Source organism: Arthrobacter sp. Y3224198 (genome assembly GCF_059090025.1).
The window spans coordinates 170,924-193,653 of sequence record NZ_JBNHFG010000001.1; the positions used below are offsets into that span (position 1 = coordinate 170,924).

At 66.2% G+C, this 22,730-nt stretch carries 27 protein-coding genes, 7 tRNA genes and 1 riboswitch; of the genes, 18 read left to right on the forward strand and 16 right to left on the reverse strand.

Going from position 1 to position 22,730, the window contains the following annotated elements; translation table 11 throughout:
• Positions 1-73: 73 nt before the first annotated feature.
• Positions 74-1,330: a ScyD/ScyE family protein gene (locus tag AC5RUF_RS00800; protein ID WP_494129386.1), complete on the reverse strand. Its 1,257-nt coding sequence runs from the start codon at positions 1,328-1,330 to the stop codon at positions 74-76.
• A 245-nt stretch (positions 1,331-1,575) separates the two neighbouring features.
• Between AC5RUF_RS00800 and AC5RUF_RS00805 the strand changes: the two genes are divergently transcribed.
• Positions 1,576-2,178, forward strand: a complete 603-nt coding sequence (locus AC5RUF_RS00805) for an NAD(P)H-dependent oxidoreductase (RefSeq protein WP_494129387.1) — start codon at positions 1,576-1,578, stop codon at positions 2,176-2,178.
• Positions 2,179-2,545: 367 nt separating this feature from the next.
• Here the strand turns inward: AC5RUF_RS00805 and AC5RUF_RS00810 are convergent.
• From AC5RUF_RS00810 to AC5RUF_RS00835, 6 genes are all read right to left on the reverse strand, one after another.
• Positions 2,546-2,619, reverse strand: a tRNA-Gly gene (locus AC5RUF_RS00810).
• A 25-nt stretch (positions 2,620-2,644) separates the two neighbouring features.
• Positions 2,645-2,716, reverse strand: a tRNA-Val gene (locus AC5RUF_RS00815).
• A gap of 56 nt (positions 2,717-2,772) precedes the next feature.
• Positions 2,773-2,846, reverse strand: a tRNA-Gly gene (locus AC5RUF_RS00820).
• 27 nt (positions 2,847-2,873) lie between these two features.
• Positions 2,874-2,945 (reverse strand) — tRNA-Val (locus tag AC5RUF_RS00825).
• A 31-nt stretch (positions 2,946-2,976) separates the two neighbouring features.
• A tRNA-Cys gene (locus AC5RUF_RS00830) sits at positions 2,977-3,050 on the reverse strand.
• A gap of 71 nt (positions 3,051-3,121) precedes the next feature.
• Positions 3,122-3,195, reverse strand: a tRNA-Gly gene (locus tag AC5RUF_RS00835).
• A gap of 303 nt (positions 3,196-3,498) precedes the next feature.
• On the opposite strand from AC5RUF_RS00835, the gene AC5RUF_RS00840 reads away from it, so the two are divergent.
• The 13 genes from AC5RUF_RS00840 (at position 3,499) to ribH (ending at position 13,658) form a co-directional block, all read left to right on the forward strand.
• A tRNA-Val gene (locus AC5RUF_RS00840) sits at positions 3,499-3,573 on the forward strand.
• 142 nt (positions 3,574-3,715) lie between these two features.
• On the forward strand, positions 3,716-4,438 hold the full coding sequence (locus tag AC5RUF_RS00845) for an MBL fold metallo-hydrolase (RefSeq protein WP_494129388.1): 723 nt from the start codon (positions 3,716-3,718) through the stop codon (positions 4,436-4,438).
• A complete protein-coding gene (locus tag AC5RUF_RS00850; RefSeq protein ID WP_494129389.1) occupies positions 4,431-5,357 on the forward strand; it encodes a cytochrome in 927 nt (308 codons plus the stop codon). Before AC5RUF_RS00845 ends, AC5RUF_RS00850 begins: the two co-directional genes overlap by 8 nt.
• A gap of 44 nt (positions 5,358-5,401) precedes the next feature.
• On the forward strand, positions 5,402-5,995 hold the full coding sequence (def, locus tag AC5RUF_RS00855) for a peptide deformylase (protein ID WP_493998714.1): 594 nt from the start codon (positions 5,402-5,404) through the stop codon (positions 5,993-5,995).
• A gap of 5 nt (positions 5,996-6,000) precedes the next feature.
• Positions 6,001-6,936: a methionyl-tRNA formyltransferase gene (fmt, locus tag AC5RUF_RS00860; protein WP_494129390.1), complete on the forward strand. Its 936-nt coding sequence runs from the start codon at positions 6,001-6,003 to the stop codon at positions 6,934-6,936.
• Positions 6,933-8,426, forward strand: a complete 1,494-nt coding sequence (locus AC5RUF_RS00865; RefSeq protein WP_494129391.1) for an RsmB/NOP family class I SAM-dependent RNA methyltransferase — start codon at positions 6,933-6,935, stop codon at positions 8,424-8,426. Before fmt ends, AC5RUF_RS00865 begins: the two co-directional genes overlap by 4 nt.
• An 18-nt stretch (positions 8,427-8,444) precedes the next feature.
• Positions 8,445-9,113, forward strand: coding sequence for a ribulose-phosphate 3-epimerase (gene rpe / locus AC5RUF_RS00870; RefSeq protein WP_494129392.1), 669 nt, complete (start codon positions 8,445-8,447; stop codon positions 9,111-9,113).
• Between the two features lie 9 nt (positions 9,114-9,122).
• Positions 9,123-9,268: riboswitch (FMN riboswitch) on the forward strand.
• Between the two features lie 165 nt (positions 9,269-9,433).
• Positions 9,434-10,117 (forward strand): nicotinamide riboside transporter PnuC, encoded by a 684-nt coding sequence (pnuC, locus tag AC5RUF_RS00875; RefSeq protein ID WP_494129393.1) that lies wholly within the window; start codon positions 9,434-9,436, stop codon positions 10,115-10,117.
• 2 nt (positions 10,118-10,119) lie between these two features.
• Entirely contained in the window at positions 10,120-11,190 is a 1,071-nt protein-coding gene (gene ribD, locus AC5RUF_RS00880) for a bifunctional diaminohydroxyphosphoribosylaminopyrimidine deaminase/5-amino-6-(5-phosphoribosylamino)uracil reductase RibD (RefSeq protein WP_494129394.1), read from the forward strand.
• Complete coding sequence (locus AC5RUF_RS00885; RefSeq protein WP_494129395.1) at positions 11,191-11,844, forward strand: riboflavin synthase; 654 nt, start codon at positions 11,191-11,193, stop codon at positions 11,842-11,844.
• Positions 11,845-12,486, forward strand: coding sequence for a 3,4-dihydroxy-2-butanone-4-phosphate synthase (gene ribB / locus AC5RUF_RS00890; protein WP_494129396.1), 642 nt, complete (start codon positions 11,845-11,847; stop codon positions 12,484-12,486). It abuts the gene before it with no gap.
• The gene (gene ribA, locus AC5RUF_RS00895; protein ID WP_494129397.1) at positions 12,483-13,136 is read left to right on the forward strand and encodes a GTP cyclohydrolase II; all 654 of its coding nucleotides are present in this window, start codon (positions 12,483-12,485) and stop codon (positions 13,134-13,136) included. The genes ribB and ribA overlap by 4 nt, the downstream gene beginning before the upstream one ends.
• Positions 13,137-13,175: 39 nt before the next feature.
• Positions 13,176-13,658: a 6,7-dimethyl-8-ribityllumazine synthase gene (gene ribH, locus AC5RUF_RS00900; RefSeq protein WP_493996494.1), complete on the forward strand. Its 483-nt coding sequence runs from the start codon at positions 13,176-13,178 to the stop codon at positions 13,656-13,658.
• Between the two features lie 120 nt (positions 13,659-13,778).
• Here ribH and AC5RUF_RS00905 read toward each other — a convergent pair whose 3' ends face one another.
• On the reverse strand, positions 13,779-14,057 hold the full coding sequence (locus AC5RUF_RS00905; protein WP_493996495.1) for a hypothetical protein: 279 nt from the start codon (positions 14,055-14,057) through the stop codon (positions 13,779-13,781).
• Between the two features lie 171 nt (positions 14,058-14,228).
• On the opposite strand from AC5RUF_RS00905, the gene AC5RUF_RS00910 reads away from it, so the two are divergent.
• Positions 14,229-14,924 carry a TetR/AcrR family transcriptional regulator C-terminal domain-containing protein gene (locus AC5RUF_RS00910; RefSeq protein WP_493996496.1) on the forward strand — a complete coding sequence of 232 codons (696 nt, stop codon included), beginning with the start codon at positions 14,229-14,231 and terminating at the stop codon, positions 14,922-14,924.
• A 201-nt stretch (positions 14,925-15,125) separates the two neighbouring features.
• Here the strand turns inward: AC5RUF_RS00910 and AC5RUF_RS00915 are convergent, their stop codons facing one another.
• Positions 15,126-15,662 (reverse strand): GNAT family N-acetyltransferase, encoded by a 537-nt coding sequence (locus AC5RUF_RS00915; protein ID WP_494129398.1) that lies wholly within the window; start codon positions 15,660-15,662, stop codon positions 15,126-15,128.
• The gene (locus AC5RUF_RS00920) at positions 15,659-16,096 is read right to left on the reverse strand and encodes a RidA family protein (RefSeq protein WP_493996498.1); all 438 of its coding nucleotides are present in this window, start codon (positions 16,094-16,096) and stop codon (positions 15,659-15,661) included. Before AC5RUF_RS00920 ends, AC5RUF_RS00915 begins: the two co-directional genes overlap by 4 nt.
• 438 nt (positions 16,097-16,534) lie before the next feature.
• Here AC5RUF_RS00920 and AC5RUF_RS00925 point away from each other — a divergent pair, with 438 nt between their 5' ends.
• A complete protein-coding gene (locus AC5RUF_RS00925; RefSeq protein ID WP_494129399.1) occupies positions 16,535-16,657 on the forward strand; it encodes a hypothetical protein in 123 nt (40 codons plus the stop codon).
• A gap of 31 nt (positions 16,658-16,688) precedes the next feature.
• On the opposite strand, the gene yczE is transcribed toward AC5RUF_RS00925, so the two are convergent.
• From yczE to AC5RUF_RS00940, 3 genes are all read right to left on the reverse strand, one after another.
• Entirely contained in the window at positions 16,689-17,288 is a 600-nt protein-coding gene (gene yczE / locus AC5RUF_RS00930) for a membrane protein YczE (RefSeq protein ID WP_493996500.1), read from the reverse strand.
• A gap of 64 nt (positions 17,289-17,352) precedes the next feature.
• Positions 17,353-18,030 carry a DUF998 domain-containing protein gene (locus tag AC5RUF_RS00935; protein WP_493996501.1) on the reverse strand — a complete coding sequence of 226 codons (678 nt, stop codon included), beginning with the start codon at positions 18,028-18,030 and terminating at the stop codon, positions 17,353-17,355.
• Between the two features lie 11 nt (positions 18,031-18,041).
• Positions 18,042-19,427 carry an MFS transporter gene (locus AC5RUF_RS00940; protein WP_494129400.1) on the reverse strand — a complete coding sequence of 462 codons (1,386 nt, stop codon included), beginning with the start codon at positions 19,425-19,427 and terminating at the stop codon, positions 18,042-18,044.
• A gap of 158 nt (positions 19,428-19,585) precedes the next feature.
• Here AC5RUF_RS00940 and AC5RUF_RS00945 point away from each other — a divergent pair, with 158 nt between their 5' ends.
• Together AC5RUF_RS00945 and AC5RUF_RS00950 are read left to right on the forward strand one after the other, a co-directional pair.
• The gene (locus tag AC5RUF_RS00945) at positions 19,586-20,065 is read left to right on the forward strand and encodes a hypothetical protein (protein ID WP_493996503.1); all 480 of its coding nucleotides are present in this window, start codon (positions 19,586-19,588) and stop codon (positions 20,063-20,065) included.
• Positions 20,066-20,292: 227 nt separating this feature from the next.
• Positions 20,293-20,598, forward strand: a complete 306-nt coding sequence (locus tag AC5RUF_RS00950; protein WP_493996504.1) for an EthD domain-containing protein — start codon at positions 20,293-20,295, stop codon at positions 20,596-20,598.
• A 91-nt stretch (positions 20,599-20,689) separates the two neighbouring features.
• Here the strand turns inward: AC5RUF_RS00950 and AC5RUF_RS00955 are convergent, their stop codons facing one another.
• The 3 genes from AC5RUF_RS00955 to AC5RUF_RS00965 all read right to left on the reverse strand — a co-directional run bounded on the left by AC5RUF_RS00955 (position 20,690) and on the right by AC5RUF_RS00965 (position 22,718).
• The gene (locus tag AC5RUF_RS00955) at positions 20,690-21,265 is read right to left on the reverse strand and encodes a hypothetical protein (protein WP_493996505.1); all 576 of its coding nucleotides are present in this window, start codon (positions 21,263-21,265) and stop codon (positions 20,690-20,692) included.
• A gap of 204 nt (positions 21,266-21,469) precedes the next feature.
• Positions 21,470-21,772 (reverse strand): antibiotic biosynthesis monooxygenase family protein, encoded by a 303-nt coding sequence (locus AC5RUF_RS00960; protein ID WP_494129401.1) that lies wholly within the window; start codon positions 21,770-21,772, stop codon positions 21,470-21,472.
• A gap of 76 nt (positions 21,773-21,848) precedes the next feature.
• Complete coding sequence (locus AC5RUF_RS00965; RefSeq protein WP_494129402.1) at positions 21,849-22,718, reverse strand: endo alpha-1,4 polygalactosaminidase; 870 nt, start codon at positions 22,716-22,718, stop codon at positions 21,849-21,851.
• Positions 22,719-22,730 lie beyond the last annotated feature (12 nt).

The window sequence follows — 22,730 nt, forward strand, 5'->3', positions numbered from 1 at the left end:
CATCGTAGATCCCGCAAGGGGGCAGAGGAAAGGTTTTTTCTCTGCCGGCATATCTTCCGTATGGACCTCTCCGTTAGTCGTCAGGTCCCTCGTCGCTGAGGCCGTGCCCCGAATGCCCGCCGTGGCGGTATCCGCCGCAGTGGTCGTCGAGCTCGATCCGGACAATGCTGCTGGCCGTCGCCGGATCCGGTTCGGCCGGCGGTTCCGCAGCCGGCGGTGCTTCCGTGCCGGGCTCGGGCGGTGTGCCGCCGGCCAGGACGTCAATGGAGGCGTACAGTGACGAACCGCGCAATTCCAGGTCGGCCGGCTGGTTGACCTCCAGGAACAGCTCGGGGGTGTCCGAGCCGGACGGCACCACGGAGATCCGGTTCCCGAACAATTCGGCCACCAAGATATCCCCGTTGTCGTTGACCGCCAACCCGGTGGCACCCGCGAAGCCCGTGGCCGCGAGCTCCACTGTTCCGTTGGCACGGTCCACCCGGTAAACGGATCCGGGAGCTCCGCCTTCGAACCCCCCGGGCAGCGAGGTCACGTAGAGGGCACCGTCGGGGCCGCGTTCGACGTCGGTGGGCACTGGCTCCACGTTGTAGGTGAGTCCAACGGTGCAGGCGGGCAGGCCGAAGGCCGTGGCGACCTCCGCGGTGATCTCGAATGGAACCGGAGGCAGCACCGCCACAGTGGAGACGGTGCCGTCGTATCCGGCCAGTACTAGGGCGTTCATCCCGGCGTCAGCCACAACAATGCCGTCCCTGCCCGGCAGCGACGCAACCGGGTTGGAGTCGGGCAGGCCCGTATAGGGGGCCGGCTGAATGCCTTCCGGCAGCTGCGCCGCGCATTCAGCCGGCAGTGCTTGCTCGAAACCGTAGGTATTGATGCCGTCGGGGTTCGCGGCGTATTCATAGCCGGCTATGTCGGCGACGGTTTCAACGTTGCCGTATCGGTCTACCGACTGGAGCAGCCCGATGTTGGTCGCCGGATCCCGCGTGTCCTGCCCGGTACTCACCGAGTAGTAGGTGGTTCCGCGCACCCGGGACACGGATGCGGTGCCGTAGCCTTGCGGAGCCGCCGCGAGGACCTCGGCGTCGCCGTCGTTGGTGACACGCGTCAGGAGTCCGATAAAGGATTGGGCGACGTCGAGTGTGCCGCCCCGGCCCGCGGCGAAGCTCAGGGGGCCAACCAGGCCGTCCGCGACCGTAGTCACCTCCCCGGCAACGGGAACGGGTGACGGGGGCGGTGGATGATGCCGGCCGCCGGCGGTCGCAGGGGAGGCAGCCAGTCCAAGCGCAGCGGTTGCGGCCAGGACGGCGAGGGCGGGTGATGATTTGTTCACGGTGATTCTCCTCAGCATTGGTGCGGATCAATGCGAGACTCGCCTCTCGGCCTCCCGTGGTTCCCGGCCACGCCCCCGGCCAAGGCAGTCAAAGAGTATGGGGCGGAGCGCTAGGCGACCACGTAGTTTTTGCACATGCACCGGTGCAGCATCCAGAAAAACCACGTAGTCGGTTCCGGGGCGATGCGAGTATCTTTTGAGGCCAACGTTCGGGGACGGCCGATAGGTGACAGGACTTACCAGCCATGAGCACGCTGATCGTGACCGCACATCCGGATCCCGGGTCGCTGACGTATGCGGCTGCAGCCAACCTCCACAATCTGCTGGGGGCGGATACCGCCCGCGTTGTCCACCTGGAGCAGGAGGGTTTCGACCCCCGGTTTACGCCCAATGACCGCGCGGTCTATGCCGGCGGCGGGACCTCGGATCCCGACGTCGTCGCCGAACAGCAGCGACTGGAGGGGGTTGCCCACCTTGTCCTGGTGTTTCCGGTGTATTGGTGGTCCCTCCCGGCGCTCCTCAAGGGGTGGATCGACCGCGTGTTCGTGGCCGGCTGGGCCTTTGACTACGACGACGGCGGGCATGTGGTTCCCTTGCTCGGCCGGCTGACCATGCACCTGTTGCCGTTGTCCGGCACTAGCTCGGAGTCTTTTGCCCGGCACGGATATACGCAGTCCTTCAGCACGTCCGTGGAGCACGGCATCATCGACTTCTGCGGAATGCGCCGCGGTAGAACCGCCTTTATCCATGAGTCCGAGAATGCGGACAAGGCAGCCGTCACTGCTCGGATGGAAGCTGCCACCGCGGCGGTCGCCGCAGCAATCACCGCCGCTGGTGCGGGTACATAGATCGGCCGGACCACCGGGGCGGAGTTCGCCCGGACCGGTGCGCACCTGCCCTTTACTGAGCAGATAACGGGGTTATCGCGACCGGAAAGCCCCGTTATCTGCTCAATAGACCGGCCAAACCCCGTTATCTGCTCATTAGAGCGGCGGCCGCACGTTCGGAGTGCAGTAAATGCTGCCTGATGGTTGGTGAGGGGACATCTACTGCACTCTGAATGAGGCCGTGCGGGCTGCCAGCCCAAGTTAACCGACCCAGGAGCGGAGATCAGTGGCTCCGTCGGCCGGGAGGTTGTCCGAAAGCCTGGTTAAACAAAAGAAGGAACAGGCTGAAAACCTGTTCCTTCTTATTCGGCCGCATGGACCGGGGGAGAGCGGACGACGGGATTCGAACCCGCGACATCCACCTTGGCAAGGTGGTGCTCTAGCCAGCTGAGCTACGTCCGCAAATGAAAACAGTCGAAACTGTCCGTGCGCGATACTGGGATCGAACCAGTGACCTCTTCCGTGTCAGGGAAGCGCGCTACCGCTGCGCCAATCGCGCCCTATACTGCTCGGCCCGTTCAGGATCACTCCTGGAAAACCATAAGCAGCAGGGAGAGCGGACGACGGGATTCGAACCCGCGACATCCACCTTGGCAAGGTGGTGCTCTAGCCAGCTGAGCTACGTCCGCAAGAAAGCACTGAAAACAGTACTGTCGTGCGCGATACTGGGATCGAACCAGTGACCTCTTCCGTGTCAGGGAAGCGCGCTACCGCTGCGCCAATCGCGCCCATAAATGGGTCAAGTCTTACAATCCACTGTGGAGGTGGGGACGGGATTCGAACCCGCGTATACGGCTTTGCAGGCCGCTGCCTCGCCTCTCGGCCACCCCACCGTAACCGCCGCATAAAGCTTTGGCTGACCGACTCATGGTAAAACCAGGAGCGGCTTGTACAGTGACTTGCGAGCGGACGACGGGATTCGAACCCGCGACATCCACCTTGGCAAGGTGGTGCTCTAGCCAGCTGAGCTACGTCCGCATGTTGGAAGAAGTTAGGGGCTATCTGCCTCGGACCGCTTGCGCTTTCCGCGGCGAACCCCCGCTTTCCAACGAAGAAAAACTCTATAGGACGTTTGCGGGTTCGTCCAATCGGCGCAGGTGGGTCCCCGGTTCCGGTGCCGATTCACCGCTGGTTCAGGATCCTGCACGGGTCGGCCGGGCGGTGGGCCGGGTCGGTCCGGAGCCCGGTCCGGAGCCAGGTTTGGAGTCCGGTTTGGAGTCCCGCCGGATCTGGGCTAGCATCTTTACTCGTTGGAGTGCTTACGGGCACACCAACAAGCTGGGGCGATTGGCGCAGTGGTAGCGCGCTTCGTTCACACCGAAGAGGTCACTGGTTCGAACCCAGTATCGCCCACCAGCAAAGGCCGTCACCGCAAGGTGGCGGCCTTTTTTGTGTTCATCCATGGTTTCCTACCGGCGTTTCCTGCTGGTGCGGGCTCTTTCAGAGGCGTAAGCAGGTCCTGCATGCCGGATTCCCGCCCCGTTGATTGGATCGGGCCATGACCACCAGCCCGTTGGAGATGCCAGTAGAAGGACTGCTCGCCACTGGCTCCGTCCGCCTGCCCTACCAGCACAACGTCCTGCTCCGGTCCTTTGTGCTGCAGGGAGGGCAGGGCAACACCATCATCTACAACTCGCTCGGTATCGGCAGCTCAGCCGCGGCCATCCGGGAGTTGGGAGGAGCGGAGCGGCTGCTGATCAACCACGCCCACGAGGCCATGTACGGTACCCCCGGAATCGACGTCCCCGTCTATGTCCACCAGGATGACCGGACGGAGGTATCCGCATCCCTCGACGTGGCCGGTGTGTTCGACCAACGCCAAATGCTGGCCCAGGACCTGGAAATCATTCCGACGCCGGGCCACACCGCCGGCACCACCAGCTTCCTGTGGGACAGCGGTTCCGGCCGGTTCCTGTTTACGGGGGACTTCATCTGGATTGAGCATGGTGAATGGAAAGCGGTTGTCCTGGACCCGCAGCTCCGGCAGGCCTATCTCGAAAGCCTGGAACTGGTCCGGGACCTCGATTTCGATGTGCTCGTCCCGTGGGGGACCACCGACGACGGGCCGGCTTACGGGCTGGCCGGTTCCCGAAACGGCATCCGCAACGGGTGGATGCCATCATTGACCGGGTACGGACCGGCGGCAGCCGCTAGACTCCGGCACCCCGCAGCCCTGCGCCCCGACTGTCAGTGCCGGGTGGCAGACTGGAAGCATGACTGAACCAGCATTGGCACACGCTACCGAATACGGTCGGATGTACTCGCGGTCGCTCTCCGAGCCGCCCACGGTCCCGTCCATCACTACGGTTATCGCCCAGGGATCCACCTCCCTGGACGGCTGGCACAGCTACATGGCCGCCTCCGCCGTCGTCAAGGATCCCAAGCTCACCGCGGCCCTGGGCAACCCGTCCCAGCTGCGCAGCGTGATCAAGGAAGCGTCCTCCGCCTCGGAGCGCTACCGCGACGCCGCCGCTGAGCGGGGCACGCGCGTCCACTTCTACTGTGAGCAGGTGGCACTGCGGGCCCTGGACCGCCCGCATGAGCTCGAACGGGCGCGCGAGGACCTGGCGTCCCGGGGCGAGCACCAGTTCGCAGACCGGTTCGATGAATGGTGGAAGCTCTACGACGTCCAGCCCCTCGCACCCGAAATCACCGTCTGGAACGCCGAGGTGGGCTACGCCGGCACCCTGGACCTGGTGGCGCGCATCGGCGGCCGGCTGTGCCTGATCGACTACAAAACCAAAAAGACGGACCGGGACGGCCAGGTCAAACCGCTCGACGACAAGGTGGTCATGCAGCTGGTGGCCGGGATGAAGGCCCAGGAATCCCTGGTCGACGCCGGTGCCGGCACCTGGGAGCCGTGGGCTTACGGGCAGGACCCGCTGCTTCTCGGTGTGGCCGTGGGACAGACGGAGGTGCGGCCCATGCGCGCCAATCCGGCCGTGCTGCCGCAGCACTGGTTCAAGTTCTGCGCCCTGCGCCGGGTGTGGCAGACCAGCATGGATGCCATCGGTGCAGGCCGAGCCCTGCTTCCCGTGCCACCGCCCCCGGTGGGCGCGCATGCCGCTCCGGCCCCCGAGGTGGACGCCCAGGCGCCCATCCAGCCGCCGGCCGTCCCGGTGAGCGGCGGAGCCAACTAGACTGGATTCGATCCCAAGCAGCAACAGTAAGGAACGAACACCCGATGGCCATCCTCACTATCCGCACCCTCGGTGACCCGGTCCTGCGGACCCGGGCCGAAGACGTCACCGACTTCGGGCCTGAACTGGCGAAGCTGGTAGCGGACATGGAGGAGACCATGGAGGACGTGGAAGGGGCCGGACTGGCCGCGCCGCAGGTGGGCGTCAGCCTGCGCGTCTTCACCTACAGCGTGGACGGCCAGTCGGGCCATGTGGTCAATCCGGTGTTGGAACTCAGCGAAGACCTCCAGCCGGACCACTTGGAAGGCTGCCTCTCCATCCCAGGCCTTGGCTACCAGACCCCGCGCTTCCGTTGGGCGCGCGTCACCGGACAGGACCTGCACGGCAACCCGATCAGCATCGAGGGTGAGGGCATGCTGGCCCGCTGCTTCCAGCACGAGACGGACCACCTGAACGGTTCGCTTTATATCGACCGGCTGGAGGGGGAGGACCGCAAGGCCGCCCTCCGTGCCATTCGCCAGCGCGAATACGACGCCATGGCCGCTCGCACCGTCAGCGAACGCGCGCAGAGCGTCGGCTCGTCCTTCGGTGGCAGCTCCTTCGGCGGCAGCTCCTTCGGTACCAAGGCAGGGGCCTAGTCCGCGTGGCGCTTCGAGTATTGTTTGCCGGCACCCCTGCGGTGGCCGTTCCGTCCCTGGATGCACTGATCGACGCCGGGTTCGACGTCGTTGGCGTCCTCACCCGTCCCGACGCCTCTCTGGGCCGGAAGAAGGTGCTGACCCCGTCACCGGTGGCCGCCCGCGCCCAGGAACTGGGCCTGCCGGTCATCCGCGCAGCCAAGGTGGATGACGAGGCCATTGCCGCCATCGCCGCCCTGGAGCCCGACGTCGCCGCGATTGTTGCCTACGGCGCGCTGGTTCCGGCCCGTGCCCTGACTGTTCCCAAGCACGGCTGGATCAACCTGCACTTCTCGCTGCTGCCGGCCTGGCGAGGCGCAGCCCCGGTGCAGCACGCCGTGATTGCCGGCGACGACGTCACCGGTGCGTCCACGTTCCTGCTCGAAACCGGGCTGGACACCGGCCCGGTCTACGGCACGCTCACCGAGACCGTAAAGCCCGACGACACCAGCGGGGACCTGCTGGAACGGCTTTCGCACTCCGGTGCCGTGCTGCTCGCCCAGACGCTCAGCGCCGTTGACTCCGGTGCGGCCGTCGCCGTGCCGCAGCAGGGGGACATCACCCTGGCGCCGAAGCTGAGCATTAACGATGCCCGCGTGGACTGGCAGCAGCCGGCGCTGGCCATCCGTCGGCGCATCAACGGCGTGACGCCCGAGCCCGGCGCCTGGACCCTGTGGGATGGTGCCCGGTTCAAGATCGGTGCCGCAGCCCTGCGTCCGGACGTCACCGACCTGAGTCCCGGCCAGGTCCGCTTCAGCGGAGGTGGCACCGCTGCTGCACTGGTAGGCACCGGCTCGCACGCCCTGGAACTGCTGCGTGTGCAGCCCGCCGGCAAGAAAATGATGCCGGGGGCCGACTGGGCCCGCGGCCTCGCCAACCGTGAGGACGTGGTCTTCGAATGACCTCCCAGCCCGAAAAGAAACGCAACGACAAGGGACACGAACGCCGCCGCGCCGCGGTGAAGACCCGCACCGCCGCCGCTCCCGGCCAGCGCACCCGCGCCGCCGACCCGGCCCGGCTCGTCGCCTTTGAAGTGCTCCGCGCCGTCTCCGGCGAGGATGCCTACGCCAACCTGGTGCTCCCCAAGAGCATCCGAAAGCACCGGCTGGACAAGCGTGACGCCGGCTTTGCCACCGAGCTGGCCTACGGCGCGCTGCGCGGCCAGGGCACCTATGACGCCATCCTGGCCAAATGCGTGGACCGGCCGCTGGAACGGCTGGATCCCGCGGTGCTCGATGCCCTGCGCATCGGCGCGCACCAGCTGCTCGCGATGCGGGTCCCCGCCCACGCTGCCCTGGACCAGACCGTGGGCCTGGCCCGTGCCGTCATCGGCGCCGGCCCGTCCGCCCTGATCAACGCCGTGCTGCGCAAGGTCTCGGCCCGCAGCCTGGATGACTGGGTGCAGCTTCTCACCGAAGGTGAGCCGGACGCCGTGAAGCGTTCCGCCATTGAGTACAGCCACCCGGAATGGATTGTCCGCGCCCTGCGCCAGTCCCTGGTGGCCCACGGCCGCAGCGTAGAGGAAATCACGGACCTGCTGCGTGCCGACAACGACGCCCCCGTAGTCAACCTGGTGGCCCTGCCCGGGCTCGGCAACCTCGACGAAGCCCGCAAAGCCGGGGCCGTGGACGGGGAACTGGTGAAGGACTCGGCCCTGTTTGCTGCCGGCGACGTCGGCCGGCTGGATTCGGTCCGCGCCGGCACCACCCGCGTGCAGGACGCCGGCTCACAGCTGGTGGCCCGGGCACTGGCTGAGCTGAAGCTCGACGGCACCTCCCTTGACGAGGACGGCGTGGAGAAGTGGCTGGACATGTGCGCCGGTCCCGGCGGCAAGGCCACACTGCTCGCCGCCCTGGCCCATGAGCAGGGCGCCGTGCTGCTGGCCAACGAACCGGCACCGCACCGCGCGCAGCTGGTCCGGCAGGCCCTGGATGCCGTCCCGGGGGAGACCTGGAACGTACGGACCGGGGACGGCCGTACCATTGCCGAGGACTACCCCGAAACCTTCGACCGGATCCTCGTGGACGCACCCTGCACCGGCCTGGGCGCGCTGCGCCGCCGGCCGGAGTCGCGCTGGCGCCGCCAGCCCGGCGACGTCGGCGAACTGGGCATCCTGCAGCGCGAACTGCTGACCACCGCCGTCGACGCCGTGAAGCCCGGCGGAGTAGTGGCCTACGTAACCTGCTCCCCGCACCCGGCCGAGACCACCGCCGTCGTCTCCGACGTGATGCGCAAGCGCAATGACCTGGAGCTGCTCGACGCCGGCGCCGCCCTGGACGCGGTCAGCCTGCCGGGCTCGCTGGAGGCCGGACACGAATCCACCGCCCAGCTGTGGCCGCACATCCACTCCACCGACGCCATGTTCCTGGCGCTCATCCGCCGCAAGATCTAACCCATCAGGGAGAACCACGTGAGCAAGTGCTGCATCAATCCGAGCATCCTCTCGGCCGATTTCGTCAACCTTGAAGCCGAGCTGGAGCGGATCAGCGCTGCCGACGCCGTGCACGTGGACGTGATGGACAACCACTTCGTGCCGAACCTGACCATCGGCCTGCCCGTGGTGGAGCGGATCCAGCAGGTGTCCAAGCTGCCGCTGGATGCGCACCTGATGATTTCCGATGCCGACCGCTGGGCCCCGCTGTACGCCGAGGCGGGTCTGGCCTCGGTTACTTTCCATGTGGAAGCGGCGACGGCGCCCATCAAGCTGGCCCGGGACCTGCGGGACCGCGGCGCGAAGGCCGGGATGGCCCTGCGCCCGGCCACACCGGTGGAACCGTACCTGGACATGCTGTCCGAGCTGGACATGCTGCTGATCATGACCGTGGAACCGGGCTTCGGCGGACAGAAATTCCTGGACGTCACGCTGCCCAAGATCCGCCGTGCCGCTGAAGCGGTGCGCGGATCCGGGCTGCCCTTGGCCATCCAGGTGGACGGCGGGATTTCCGCGGACACCATCGAACGGGCTGCCGAAGCGGGCGCCAACGTCTTTGTGGCCGGCTCCGCCGTCTACGGAACGGGTGATCCCAATGACGCTATCCGTAAACTGCGCGCTTCCGCCCAGGCGGCTGTGCAAGAATAGTTAGCAACAAACGTGCTCCGGGGTCGGTGTAATTCCGAACCGGCGGTTATAGTCCGCGACCCGCACTGCTGATCCGAGAACCTCGGGGAAGCGGTTCGGTTGAATCGGTGAAATTCCGATACCGACAGTTAAAGTCTGGATGGGAGAAGCACGTGCAGTTTGTTGTTCCGCCGGTTATGCCAACCTTGCAACCGGTCCCTTAACCGGGGCTGGGTGCGGGCTTTCCGGGCTCTGTAGGAGTCCGGTACTTTGCCGGCGATGCACCCACTGCCGTACGCCTGTCGTACCCCCGGAGCACCAGCTTAGGGATAAAGGACGACATGGATTTTCTGCGGTGGCTTTTCGACGCACAGATACCGGTGGGCTCAAGCTCGCTGCTGGTGCGGGAACTTCTCGGCAACATCTTCGGGCTGCTCAGCGCCCTGGGCGGCATGCGCCGCAAGGTGTGGGCCTGGCCGGTGGGCATCCTGGGCAACCTGCTCCTGCTGACCGTCTTCCTCGGCTCGATCTTCGGTGCGGCCGACACCGCTACCCTGTTGGGCCAGGCCGGCCGGCAGATCATGTTCATTGCGGTCTCCGTGTACGGCTGGCGGCGTTGGCAGCAAAGCAAGACCAACGGCGACGCCGCCGTGACCCCGCAGTGGGCCTCCGGCCGGGAACGCATCGGGCTGGTGACCGTGATGCTGCTGGGCACCGTGGCCCTGACTCCGGTCTTCGCCCGGCTGGGCTCCTACGAACCGGTCTGGGCCGACGCCTGGACGTTTGTCGGCTCGCTGCTGGCCACGTACGGCATGGCCAAGGGCTGGGTCGAGTTCTGGCTGATCTGGGTTGCCGTGGACATTGTGGGTGTGCCGCTGCTGTTCAGCGCCGGCTACTACGCCACCGCCTTTATGTACCTCTTCTACGGCGGCTTCACCCTGGCCGGATTCTTTGTCTGGTGGAAGGCCAAAAAGAACGAAAAGCCGCAGGTTGAAGTCCTGATGCCCGATCCCCGGACCTGCTGACCATGCCGGGCGATCAGTTCACCGCAGGTGAAATCGCCGCCATGGACGTGGCCCTGGACCTGGCCGCGAAGGGCGTGCGGGGCGCCAACCCGCTGGTGGGCGCCGTGATCCTGGACGCCGACGGCGAGATGCTTGCCAGCGGCTACCACCGGGGCGCGGGCACGCCGCATGCCGAAGCCGATGCCCTGGCCAACGCCCGTGCCGGCGGTGCGGATGTCACCGGCGCCACCATGGTGGTGACCCTGGAACCGTGCAACCACACCGGACGCACCGGCCCCTGCACCCGCGCCGTCATTGACGCCGGCCTGGCGCGCGTGGTCTTCGCCGTTCCGGACACCGCCGGTGCGGCTGCCGGGGGAGCAGCCACACTGCGGGCGGCCGGAATCGAGGTGGCGCCCGGGCTGGCAGCCGGTCCTTCCGCGGCGCTTAACGCCCGCTGGGCGGCGGCCATGGCGGGGGAACGGCCGTTCACTACGGTCAAGATTGCGCAGAGCCTGGACGGCCGGATTGCCGCGGCAGACGGCACCAGCCAGTGGATCACCGGCCCCGAAGCCCGGCGGGACGGGCATGCACTGCGCGCCCGGGCGGATGCCGTCGTGGCGGGTACCGGTACGGTCCTGGCCGATGATCCCCGGCTGACCGCCCGTGGCGCTGACGGGGCCGAAGCGGAGCGGCAGCCGCTGCGCGTCGTGGTCGGCCACCGTGCCGTTCCCGCCGACGCCGCGGTGCGCGGCACTGACGGGCGCTTCCTGCAACTGGACACGCACGACCCGGGGGAGGTCGCGGCACAGCTGTACGTGCGCGGCGTGCGGCATGTGCTGGTGGAGGGTGGAGCCACTCTGGCAAGTGCTTTTCTGCGCGCGGGTTTGGTAGATGAACTCGTGGTCTACATCGCTCCGCTGCTGCTGGGCGCGGGCACCGGCGCGCTCTCCGCCATCGGTGTGCAGACACTCTCCGAAGCTCCCCGCTGGCGCTGGGACCACGCCGCCGGCGGTGCCGTAACCGCCCTCGGCCGTGACCTCCGGCTGCGGCTTGAACCGGAACCACCCAACCTCGATCCAAAGGATGCGTAGATGTTTACCGGCATAGTTGCTGAGCAGGGCAGCGTCGTCTCCCTGGCACCCAACCCTGACGGAGACGGTGCCGTCCTGGTAATCACCGCGCCCGCCACGGGCGCCGGCCTGGAACCCGGCGGCTCCATCGCCGTCAACGGTGTGTGCCTCACCGCCACGGACGTCCGCGACGGCGCCGTCAGCGTGGACGTGATGGGCGAAACCCTCACCCGCACCACCACCGGGGAACTCGTGCCCGGTGCGAGAGTGAACCTGGAACGCTGCGTACCCGCCGGCGGACGGCTGGACGGGCACGTGGTCCAAGGGCATGTGGACGGTGTGGGCCGGCTGACCGAACGCGAACACTTGGGCAGCTGGGACCGGCTGCGCTTTGCCGTACCCGGGCCCCTGGCCAAGTACATTGCGGAAAAGGGGTCCATCGCCGTGGACGGGGTCTCGCTGACCGTCACCGCCGTCAGCCCTGCCGAGGCCGGGGAACAGTGGTTTGACGTGGGCCTGATCCCCACCACATTGGCCGAAACGGGTCTGGGCGCACTCCAGGCCGGGGATCGGGCGAACCTGGAAGTGGATGTGCTGGCCAAGTATGCCGAACGGCTGCTTGCCTTTACCCGTCCCGGCACGCCCGCGCACTCTGCCGCCCGGAAGGAGGCCTGAGTGGCCACCGCTGCACACATCATCCTGAACCCCGTGACGGAGGCGGTCGAGGCGATCGCGGCTGGCCGCGCCGTCGTGGTGGTGGACGACGCCGACCGCGAGAACGAGGGCGACATCATCTTCGCCGCGCAGCATGCCACCCCTGAGCTGATGGGCTGGACCATCCGCTACAGTTCCGGCGTCGTCTGCGTTCCTCTCCCCGCCGGCTACGCCGACCGGTTGGAGCTGCCACCCATGACGGCGGTGAACCAGGACGCCAAGGGCACCGCCTACACCGTTTCCTGCGATGCGGCCGAGGGAACCAGCACCGGCATCAGCGCCTCGGACCGGGCTCTGACCGCCCGGGTGCTGGGCGATCCCGGATCCGGTCCGGACCGGCTGCACCGTCCCGGACATGTGTTTCCGCTGCGCGCGGCCGACGGCGGGGTGCGGGAGCGCCGCGGCCACACCGAGGCCGCCGTGGAACTGGCGCAGCTGGCCGGCTGCGCTCCCGTGGGTGTGATTGCCGAACTGGTGCACGACGACGGCGAGATGATGCGCCTGCCCGCGCTGCGGACCTTTGCCGATTCCCACGGGATTCCGCTGGTCTCCATCGAAGACCTGGTCCGCTACCTGGATGCACGCGAAGGAGACGGCGCATGAGTGAAGCAGCAGCCGACCTGCCTGTCCTGCCCGGCCCCGAGGTGCACCTGCCGACGGCGTTCGGAGACTTCACCGCAACCGCCTGGACGGATACCCGCACCGGTGTCGAACACCTGACCCTTTCCGCACCCGGCACCGCGGAAGCCGGGACGCAGGGCGAGGGCGCACCGCTGGTGCGCTTGCACTCGGAATGCCTCACCGGCGACGTCTTCGGGTCCTTCCGCTGCGACTGCGGGGAACAACTGGAGCAGGCCATGGAATTGGTTGCCCTGCACGGCGGGACCATCGTCTATCTGCGCGGGCAGGAAGGCCGGGGGATAGGGCTGGCCAACAAGCTGCGCGCCTATGCGCTGCAGGAAGCCGGTGCGGACACGGTGGAAGCCAACGAGCAGCTCGGCCTGCCCGTTGATGCCCGGGATTACCAGGCTGCCGCGGACATCCTGCACCAGTTGGGCCTGCACCGGATCCGCCTGCTGACCAATAATCCTGCGAAGCGGGACCGGATGCGCCATTACGGTGTGGACGTGGAGGCGATGGTGCCGTCCGAGGTGCCTATCCGCGCCGAAAACGAGCGGTACCTGCAGACCAAGCGGGACCGGATGGACCACCACCTGACCCTGCTGCGCACCAAACCGGTCCAGCAAAGCTGACCCTTTCCCGGGTTTCCCCAACTTAAGGAGCAAAATCCCATGAGTGGACACGGCGCACCCGCCACCGACCTCAGCGGCATCCGCCTCGCCGGCGTTCCCGTGAAGCTGGCCATTGTGGCCGCCAGCTGGCACACGCAGATCATGGACGGACTGATTGCCGGAGCCCTGCGCGCTGCGGAGGATGCCGGTCTGGGGCCGAAGCTGATCCGGGTTCCCGGCAGCTTCGAACTTCCCGTTGCCGCCGCCCGGCTGGCTCCGCACTTTGACGCGGTGGTGGCCCTCGGCGTCGTAATCCGCGGCGGAACCCCGCACTTCGATTACGTCTGTTCGGCGGCGACCAGCGGGCTCACCGATGTGAGCGTTTCCACCGGCACGCCGGTGGGCTTCGGCGTGCTGACCTGCGATACCGAGCAGCAGGGCCTGGATCGTGCCGGGCTTCCCGGCTCGTCCGAGGACAAGGGATACGAAGCCACTGCCGCTGCCGTGCTGACCGTCGCGGAGCTGCGCGGCGCCGGGGTCTAGGGTCCGTCGAACCCTGGAATGCGGTACCGCCGCAACGGGCGTTAACCAACTATGGCGTGCCATCCGGTAAGGATGGCACGCCATAGTTGGTGCAGCTCCTGGCAGGAGCCGAAACGTTGGTTAGACGTGGTCGTGGTTGCGGCGGTTGCCGGACTTGGCCAGGCCGCGGGCCACCATGAAGCCAACGGTGAGCCAGGTGATGTACTGCATCGCCTGGCTGGCGTTGAATGCGTCGACGCCGTTTTCGCTGGCGTTGTCGCCCACAACTGCTGCGGTGATGATCGTGGCGATGACGGCCAGGACGTAGAGGACGAATTCGAGGGTCCGGACCGAAACCTTGATGTCGTTCTCGTTGGTGTGGTGGACCGTGTTCGTGTTGTTACGGGTTTCCGTAGCCATGTGTGTCTCCTGAAGTATTGGTGAGAGCGGCCGTGGTGGCCATGTGAACTGTGATTCCTCTTCCGGAACCATGTCGACAACTTCTCTACGCTGTAGACACTAGCTGTAGACTTACGAATAAGCAAGCTTGCTGATTATCAGTAGCCTGACCATGAGGAGGGCGGATGCTGTATGGCGACTCCACCGAAGCCGCACACCGGCTCGCATAAAGCGCGCCTGAATCGTGAGCTGGTGCTGAAGACGGCGTTGGAATTGGTCGATGCCGAGGGCCTCGAGGCCCTCACAATGCGCAGTCTCGCCCAAAAACTCGGCTGTGATCCAATGAGCATTTACCGATACGCAGAGAACCGCGCGGCGTTGTTGGACGGGGTCGCCGAAACAGTTATGAACGAGCTGGACGTCGTCCCTGATGATCCCGACTGGCAGGCACAGCTGCGCCGCAACGCGCATAATGTACGGTGTTTGGCCCTGAAACATCCCCATACCGTGCCGCTGCTGGTCACCCGGCCACTGTCCATTCCTTTGGGGCTGCGTCCGCTGGGGACGCTTCGCCCATTGGAAGACATTCTGGCGCTGCTGACCAGGGCCGGCTTCACGCATGCGGACGCGCTGCACGTCTACCGGGCGTACTACGGATTCGTTTACGGACACATCCTGAATGAGCTGCAGGAGCTCGTAGTGGACCCGGAGGAAAAAGAAGCAGTCCTGCGCCTCGGCTTGTACCGGCTGCCTGCCAAGGACTTTCCGAACCTTAGAACGCTGGCACCGGTTCTGGCCGATTACGACGGGGAGGCGGAGCTGGACCAGGGGCTGGACATCCTGCTTACCGGGCTCACCGCACAATTGCTGGGTGACGCCCGGGATTAGGACTGAGGGTCGGGACAGGGGGAAGGACCAGTGAGTTCGCCATCCGGCGGCTTCTGCAGGCCCGTCCGGACCGGGCGCTGGCATCATCCGGGCATCCGGATACTCATCTGCGCCGGCTGGCCAGTGAAGGAGCCCGCCCGTATCTGCCCTAGGCGGTCCGGGGGTCCGGGTGCCTCAGCTGATTAAGGAGCCGTTGCGTGGTTATTCCGATCCGGCCACGGTGCTTCGCCGCTCCAGAAACAGCGTGTCCCGCCACTGTCCGGCCTGTGGGCCATGGGTCATTTTGGCGATGCGCTCCCGCCTGCCCACTACGCGGAATCCCACCGCCCGGTGCAATGCGAGGCTGACCGTGTTCTCGGGAAAAATGCTGCTTTGGATAGTCCAGATCCCTGCGGTTTCGGCTGCCGCCACCAGCCCGCGGAGGAGCAGTCTTCCGATCCCCTGGCCTCGGGCCGCCGCGGCGATGTACACCGAATGCTCAACCACGCCGGCATAGACCTCCCGTCCGGAGACAGGGGAAGCGGCGGCCCACCCCTGGATTCCGGGTCCGCCTTCTGCAACAATGCGAAGCTCTTCCGGGTGTGAGGCATCGAAGGCATCCCAGCGGGGAACCCGGCTCTCGAAGGTCGCCTGGCCTGTGGCGATTCCCTCCGCATAGATGCGGCTGACTGCGGGCCAGTCCGCTTGCAGCATGGGACGCAGGAGGAGGGGCTGCGTTGAACCCGGCGTGGTGTTCATTCTGCAACCGCCTGGTCATTGACCGCGGCCGTGGCCTCGATCTCGACCAGCTGATGGTCATAACCCAGCACAGTAACTCCCAGCAGGGTGCTGGGGACATCGTGGCTGCCAAGGGCATCCCGGACTACTTCCCAAGCCGTCACCAGATCCGACTGTGACTGCGTGGCCACCAGGACCCGGGTGGCGATCAGATCCTGCAGGGACGCGCCGGCGGCGTCCAAGGCTGCGTGCAGATTCTCGATGCATTTGCGGGCCTGCCCGGCGTAGTCACCAACAGCCGCCGTCGATCCGTCCCTCTCCAACGGGCAGGATCCGGCGAGGAAGATCAGGCGTGTGCCGGCCGGTGCGGTGGCTGCGTAGGCATACTCTGCGGTAGCGGAGAGCCGGTCGCTGCGGATCAGGTTCACTGCCGTGTTGGGGGTGGTGCCAGGCATACGCATTCTCCTAGGGTCGGGCCACACAATACCCGGAGCGGCATACTGTCCGCGCACACCCCGCCCTGAATATCGGCACCGGCCGCAACAGGGAAGGCGGATAGGGCATTACGCACAGACACCGAGGACCTTGAGTTCATGGACCGCACCAGCTTGCCGAAGCCTTCCTGAGGACCCTCGCCGGTCCGGCACGCTTATTCGGCGCAGACAAACCGCATGCCGGGGAGTAGCGTGCAGCCATGACTTCTCCGTCCGCGCCGATTCCCCGGCTGTGTGTTCTTATATTCCGGCCGGGATCACCAAGGGGTGTTGTCTGCTCCGGGATACACAGCCGTCTACTGCCGCCTGCTGTCTCTATATGGAAACCCCGATGAGGAAGGGAGCTCTGCCAGCTCACCTGTTGGTAACCGGTTCGCCTGGTGGAACGTGGGGGAGTCCATGGTTGAGCTGTACGCCCATGTGGAGCTTGCCCCGGTGCTGCAGCTCGGTTTGAGCCACCGGGAACTCACCGGGCTGCACGATGAGCTCTATCGGTGCGCGGGCGGGACCACAGGGGGCTGAAGGCCATCCTTCGCGACTGGCGTGCCGCGCCTTAGGGTGACGGTCGTTCCGGAACCACCAGCAGCGGCAGCGTGCGGTTGACCATGGGGCCGATCAGCAGGGCAAAGGCCACCGTGCCGAGGCCGACCGTGCCGCCGAGGATCCAGCCCACCGCCAGGACGGATACTTCGATACCGCTGCGCACCACCCAGACCGGCCACCCGAGGCGGTGGTGCAGCCCGGTCATCAAGCCGTCACGGGGCCCGGGCCCCATCCGGGCTCCAATGTAGAGACCGGTGGCAAGGGCCAGCAATACCAGCCCGCCGGCGAACAACAGGATCTGGCCGGGCAGGGCGGTCTGCGGGGATATGAGCAGCAGGCCAACCTCGGCGCTGGGACCCACAGCCAATGCGTTCACCACGGTCCCGATGCCGGGTCGCTGGCGCAACGGGATCCACAACAGCAGCACGCCTATGCCGATGAGGTTGCTCGCCAAGCCGAAGGAGAGCCCGGACTGCAACGAGGTGCCCTGGCCCAGGACATCCCACGGGGAAACCCCCAGGCCTGCGCGGATCATCATGCTGATCGAAAAGCCGTAGCAGAACACACCTACCAGCAGCTGCAGCACGCGGCGCAGAAAGTTCCAGGACATATAGGACAGCGAACCCGAAAAACCTTTCCGGACCAAACCGGGCGCAACGGTGGGCCGCAGGGATCTACACTTCGACCACTGCGCGCGGCCCGCCGGGAATCGACCGGGAACGGAGCAGGATCAGGCCCACCGCAGCACCCCAGAGCGTGAGCGTGTCAAAGGAAATCCGTTCGGCAAGCCCCAGGCCGACCGCCGCAGACGGCCCGCCGCCAACGGCGTCAACGAACATTACGAAACCGGCGACGGAGATGACTACGCAGGCGATGGTCAGTCCGGCCGTCCAGCGCGCACCGCTGCCCCGAAGGGCGAACACGAGAACGATCATCCCGGCCCACTGCAGCGGCGCCTGGAGAAGCGCGGTAATACCGTGCGCTTCGGGCTGAACATCCCAGGGAAGCAAACCGACCGCCACCAGCAACACACCGCTGACGGCGAGCAGCGCCATGGCAACCTGCCCAGCCCGCCGGCGGGGCCACGCGGACCACAGCAGGAGGGCTCCGGCCGTCAGCAGGACGCCGTTGGCTACGGTCCCGGCATTGGCCAGCAGGTACGCGGGCGAGCAGACATAACGTTCCACCCGTGTGCCGGGGTCCAAGGTTCCGCAGCTGGTGACGCCCAGGTCGCTGATGGTGTTGGCGGCCCACAGGTACGGCTCGGGCCAGCGGGCGGCCGCTATGAATTGGGCGGGATAGGTGATGAGGCACAGGACCCACAGCAGTGCACCCCATCGATAACGTGTCATGGCAGCAAAGCCTACAAGTTCCCGGCGCTGCCCACGGCACCTGCAGGCTGTGGGTTCCGGATTCCCAGGACAGCGATCACTGCGGCCGCAAAAAACAGCCCGGCGGTTGCCAGCGCGGTCTGCCGGAAACCGGCATAGCCCAGGGCGCCTCCGGAAATAGTCCCTACCAGCGCGACGGCGACAAGCCCGGCCACGCGGGAGACGGCATTGTTCACAGCAGAGCCGATCCCGGCTTCCGCCGCGCGCAGCGCTCCGAGCACGGCAGCAGTCAGGGGTGCCACCATAACGCTCAGCCCAATCCCGAACAGCAGGAGCCCGGGCAGCAGCTCCGTCAGCAGGTCCACCGGCGGCTGCACGGTCAGCAGCAGCAGGAACCCGGCCCCGCAGATCGACGGGCCGGCCGCCATAAACAACCGCGGACCGTATCTGCCGGACAGCTTCCCGAAATAGGTGGAAAGCAGCAACATTGCCACCGGCAGGGGCAGTGAGATGAACCCCGCCTCGATGGCACTGTAGCCGGCGGCCTCCTGGACAAACACGGTCACGGCAAAGGACCCGAGCGAAATCGCTCCGTAGGCTGCGGCAGTTACCAGGTTGCCGTAGCGGAAGTTCCGGGCGCGGAACAGGGACAGCGGCATCATGGGGGCGGCAGTGCGCGCCTCGCGCAGGAAAAAGAGCACCAGCGCTGCAATACCCAGGACCAGGGGCACGACGACGGCGGGATCGGCCCAGCCGAGCCGCTCCTGTTCGATCAATGCGTAGACAGGACCGGCGAGACCGGCCACGGCCAGCAGCGCACCCGGCAGGTCAAGGGAGTTGCGGCGCCGCCCGGCGTCGTCGTGCAGGCCGGAAGTCAGCAGGAGAGTCACCGTCACGGGCAGGACGTTGACCGCGAAAACCCAGCGCCAGCTGGCCCAGTCCACCAGGACCCCGCCCAGCAGCGGACCGATGATGGCGGCCGTCCCGGTCCAGGCTGTCCACTGCCCGATGGCGCGGGCACGAGCCTCGTCCCGGTACGCCGTCGTAATCAGCGCCAGGGAGCTGGGCACGAGCAACGCAGCGGCGATTCCCTGGATGGCCCGGGCGAGGACCAGGACCTCCGGTGTCCAGGCGAGGGCGCAGGCCAGCGATGCAGCGCCGAAGCCGGTGATGCCGATCCGCAGGATGCGCAGCCGGCCAAAGGAATCTGAAAGTGCGCCGGCCAGCAGGATCAGTGCGCCCAGAGTCAGGAGGTAGGCATTGATGGTCCATTGCTGGGTGGCTAGTCCGCCTCCGAGGTCCGCACCGATGGCGGGCAGGGCCACGGTAACGATGGAACCGTCGAGGAAGGCCACGAAGGAAGCCAGGACCGCGACGGCGAGGATCCGGGTGCGCCCGGTGCTGTTCGGACCGGCCATTCGGCCTCCGTTCGACGTGGTTCCGCCGGCTGGCATCCCGCTGCCAGCCTAGTCCCGGACACGATTGAATGGCCACGGATAAGGGCGACGGGATGCTGTTATGGTTATGTGCGCTCCCGGGGATCAACCGGGCGAAATGGGGGAAAGGTTAATAAATCATGTCTGAAAGCGGAAAGATTGTTGCTGCGGAGCCCCGCGAAAACCTGATTCCGAAAGTGATGAATCCCAATTGGCTGGTCGCTCTCCTGCTCGCTCCGATCGCGGGCCTGTTGGGCTCCGGCGTTGCCATGGATAACTCTTCCGGCGATGCCGCTACCGGGTGGGCGCTGCTGATGATGGCCCTGACGCTCGCTTTTGTGGTGGGGCTGATCGTCTTCATTGTGAAGGTGGCCGGCCTCAGGGGAAAGATCTCCGCCGCCAGTTTCCGGATCGGGGAAGCGCTGAACCGGGAGTACGGCTTGACCGTCACCGATCCCAAGATCCTCATCCTGCACGACAAGGCGAAACCCCGGTTGAACCCGTACGAAATACCTGCGACGGACCCCTACGGGCGCCCCATCACCATCACCATCAGCACCGACTCCACGGGGACCAGGGTTGTTCCGGCCGTGGTGTCCCTGAACGGAAAGCCGGTCTAGGCCGGTTCCCGCCTGGGAACCGGGTAGCCGGTCAGCCCTGCGGTGCGCGTGCTGGTGCACGCAGCCACCGTTGCGATCGCCGGGGAAGTCCCGTTGGACCCGCTCTGGCATGCCGTGCCCGCGTACCCCACAATAAGCGAAATCCGGCTCCGATTGCTGGAGGCAGGCGACGCTAGGCACCCTTGCCCATCCGTTGTCCCGATCTCACGAAAAGAGAGAGAACAACCATGTCCACCAAAATCACGTTCGTCATCTACAACCCCGCCGACCCCGAAGCCTTTGAGGCGGCCTACAAAGGCATCGCGGACAGCGCCAAGCAGCTCGCCAAGCTGCAGCGGTACGAGGGAGGAAAGGTCTGGCCGAAGGAGGACGGTTCACCCACCCCGGCCCACCGGACACTCGACCTGTACTTCGACAGCTATGAGGACGCCTCCGCTGCCGTGGCAACACCTGCCGCTGCGGAGCTCTTCGGTCAGCTGAAAGCTACCGGTGCTGCCTTCATCGCCTTGTTCTCGGAGGTGGAAGACAGCTAGACGGGCGCACTTCGACCGCGTTGACCCTCATCCGGCCAGGCACCGATGTCCGTGGTGTGGAACGCGGACATCGGTTTTCCACCCCCCGTGGCTACCCCTCCAGGTCGTACACCAGCTTCGGTTCGCGTTCGAGGATCCGGTCGCGCATTTCTTGTTTGAGGACTTCCAAGTGCTCCAGCTCGGACGTGGTCTTCTGCGGCTTAGCCGTCAGCTCGATGAACTCATCGGTGACAATGCCGTCGTCGCGGATGACCGCGGTCACCCGCACGTCTCCAACGCTGATCTCGAAGACATAGCGGGCCAGGGTGTTGCCACGCTCGGGCCGGGCGAGTTCCGGCAGTACCGCATAACGGTCGCCGGTGACGGCACGTGTCACCAGTTCGAAGGCATCCCTGGCGCCGGGACCGCCGAAGGGGGTGCGTACCCGGATGTCCCTGCGCTGGACACGGCCGCCGGGGATGCGGGCAGCCAGTTCCGGAAGCGCCCGCCCGAGCGCTGCGAAGGCGTGCGCGACACCGCCGGGGAAACCCGGGCCGTGGTACTTCATGCAGTCGGCGAAGGTAAAGTCCAGACGCACGCCGTCCTCCCACACCGTAAGCGTGCGGTCCGGGTTCGGGATTGGACTCGGTTCGGGACGGTTGGCTGCCGCCGGCGTATTGGTGCTCATGATGGGGTCCTCCAGCTCGTTGCCGGGGATATCCGGCAGCCGTCAATTCTACCCGGGCGCTGAGGCGGGCGGTCTGATTTGCCGGCCAGTGACCCGTCGGCCCGCGGGCCCTGCCCTCCGGCAACACCGCCATTGTGGCGGTGTCACTTCGGGGACGGAACAGGGGAGGGAATTTCGACATGGGCCGGAAATCCACTGCTTCCGTTACGCGGCGGTGTCCTTGATGACGGTGTAGGACGCGACGGTGTTGGGTGCCTGCATGCCCGGCGCCTGCTCATCTGAATGCGAAGCCTTGAACGAATCCGACTTCAGCCAGGCGAAGAAACTTTCCTTGGAATCGAACTCCATGGTGGACAGGTAGGTGTTGCTCTTGCCTTCGGGACGCATCAACGTGCTTCGGCCCAATCCCGGGACACCTTCCAGGTGCAACATGCTGTCGATGAAGGCCTTTTCGAAAGCCTCGGCCGTGTCCGGACCGACCTCCAGGGTGTTGACCACTACGTACATTTGCGTCCTTTCAACGGTCTGCGCGGGCAGCTCTGCCCGGCGGCATTATTATACCGACATACTGTCGGGAACCCGTTCAACAGGCCTGCCGGGCCGCACCCATGTCCAGCGGTTTGATCATGGACGACAGTCCCATCCGTGCGGACCCGGCACAGAAATCCAGGGTGCCCTCGTATTCCACATGCAGGACGGCTTTTCCGGCCGCGGTGAAAGGCGCATAGCGGTCGCATTCCATGTACCGGACGCATTCTTCGTTCACGGCAAAGTCGAAGCTGTGCACCAGCTCGGGAATCTGGTCGAGATCGTTTTTCAGTCCGACGGACAGCCCGCGCTGATGGGCCAGCCCGGCTACGGCCCGGTTGTACGCCAACTGGTCCTCAGCGGTGAGCGGAAACCCTGAGTCGTTGCGGTAGCCGTCCACGTTGTCCGGCTCGACGGCGTCAAACCTCTTGGCAACGCACGCATCCATCCGTGCAGCCATTATCGGCAGGAGCAGGTCCAGCCGGCGGATGTCCAGCCACCGTTCATCCGGCCAGCCGGACATCTCCTTGCCCAGAACCGCTTCGGGGAACGCATCGGCATCGCCGCGGAAGTCCTCCCAGGATCCGGCGGACAAGTAGCAGATAACGTTGCGGCCCTTCTGCTTCAGGGCGGCGATGTCGGCGGCGGCGGTGGTCTCGAAGTCGACGTCGTAGACCGGGACGTCGACGTTGAGGTCAAGGCTGCCGGTCAATTGCCACTGCCAGGCGGTGCCGGGGACAGGAACCCACAGCGGTTCGGAGCGGACGGGGTGCTGCGCCGGGACTGCCGGCACGCCGTCGGACGGAACCGGGACAGCGGGAGCACCGGACGTATCCGGAGCAGCGGGCGTCCCGTCGTCGCCGGCCGGGGTGCACCCGGCCAGGACCAGGACGAAGACAAGGAGGAAGCCCAGTGCTGCAACCATCGCTGCCCCGGC

Coding starts and splice junctions, on each gene's coding strand:
- AC5RUF_RS00805 (WP_494129387.1), top strand. CDS start 1,576: ATGAGCACGCTGATCGTGACCGCACATCCGGATCCCGGGTCGCTGACG.
- AC5RUF_RS00845 (WP_494129388.1), top strand. CDS start 3,716: ATGACCACCAGCCCGTTGGAGATGCCAGTAGAAGGACTGCTCGCCACT.
- AC5RUF_RS00850 (WP_494129389.1), top strand. CDS start 4,431: ATGACTGAACCAGCATTGGCACACGCTACCGAATACGGTCGGATGTAC.
- def (WP_493998714.1), top strand. CDS start 5,402: ATGGCCATCCTCACTATCCGCACCCTCGGTGACCCGGTCCTGCGGACC.
- AC5RUF_RS00865 (WP_494129391.1), top strand. CDS start 6,933: ATGACCTCCCAGCCCGAAAAGAAACGCAACGACAAGGGACACGAACGC.
- pnuC (WP_494129393.1), top strand. CDS start 9,434: ATGGATTTTCTGCGGTGGCTTTTCGACGCACAGATACCGGTGGGCTCA.
- ribD (WP_494129394.1), top strand. CDS start 10,120: ATGCCGGGCGATCAGTTCACCGCAGGTGAAATCGCCGCCATGGACGTG.
- AC5RUF_RS00885 (WP_494129395.1), top strand. CDS start 11,191: ATGTTTACCGGCATAGTTGCTGAGCAGGGCAGCGTCGTCTCCCTGGCA.
- ribA (WP_494129397.1), top strand. CDS start 12,483: ATGAGTGAAGCAGCAGCCGACCTGCCTGTCCTGCCCGGCCCCGAGGTG.
- ribH (WP_493996494.1), top strand. CDS start 13,176: ATGAGTGGACACGGCGCACCCGCCACCGACCTCAGCGGCATCCGCCTC.
- AC5RUF_RS00905 (WP_493996495.1), bottom strand. CDS start 14,057: ATGGCTACGGAAACCCGTAACAACACGAACACGGTCCACCACACCAAC.
- AC5RUF_RS00910 (WP_493996496.1), top strand. CDS start 14,229: ATGGCGACTCCACCGAAGCCGCACACCGGCTCGCATAAAGCGCGCCTG.
- AC5RUF_RS00915 (WP_494129398.1), bottom strand. CDS start 15,662: ATGAACACCACGCCGGGTTCAACGCAGCCCCTCCTCCTGCGTCCCATG.
- AC5RUF_RS00920 (WP_493996498.1), bottom strand. CDS start 16,096: ATGCCTGGCACCACCCCCAACACGGCAGTGAACCTGATCCGCAGCGAC.
- AC5RUF_RS00925 (WP_494129399.1), top strand. CDS start 16,535: ATGGTTGAGCTGTACGCCCATGTGGAGCTTGCCCCGGTGCTGCAGCTC.
- yczE (WP_493996500.1), bottom strand. CDS start 17,288: ATGTCCTGGAACTTTCTGCGCCGCGTGCTGCAGCTGCTGGTAGGTGTG.
- AC5RUF_RS00935 (WP_493996501.1), bottom strand. CDS start 18,030: ATGACACGTTATCGATGGGGTGCACTGCTGTGGGTCCTGTGCCTCATC.
- AC5RUF_RS00940 (WP_494129400.1), bottom strand. CDS start 19,427: ATGGCCGGTCCGAACAGCACCGGGCGCACCCGGATCCTCGCCGTCGCG.
- AC5RUF_RS00945 (WP_493996503.1), top strand. CDS start 19,586: ATGTCTGAAAGCGGAAAGATTGTTGCTGCGGAGCCCCGCGAAAACCTG.
- AC5RUF_RS00950 (WP_493996504.1), top strand. CDS start 20,293: ATGTCCACCAAAATCACGTTCGTCATCTACAACCCCGCCGACCCCGAA.
- AC5RUF_RS00955 (WP_493996505.1), bottom strand. CDS start 21,265: ATGAGCACCAATACGCCGGCGGCAGCCAACCGTCCCGAACCGAGTCCA.
- AC5RUF_RS00960 (WP_494129401.1), bottom strand. CDS start 21,772: ATGTACGTAGTGGTCAACACCCTGGAGGTCGGTCCGGACACGGCCGAG.
- AC5RUF_RS00965 (WP_494129402.1), bottom strand. CDS start 22,718: ATGGTTGCAGCACTGGGCTTCCTCCTTGTCTTCGTCCTGGTCCTGGCC.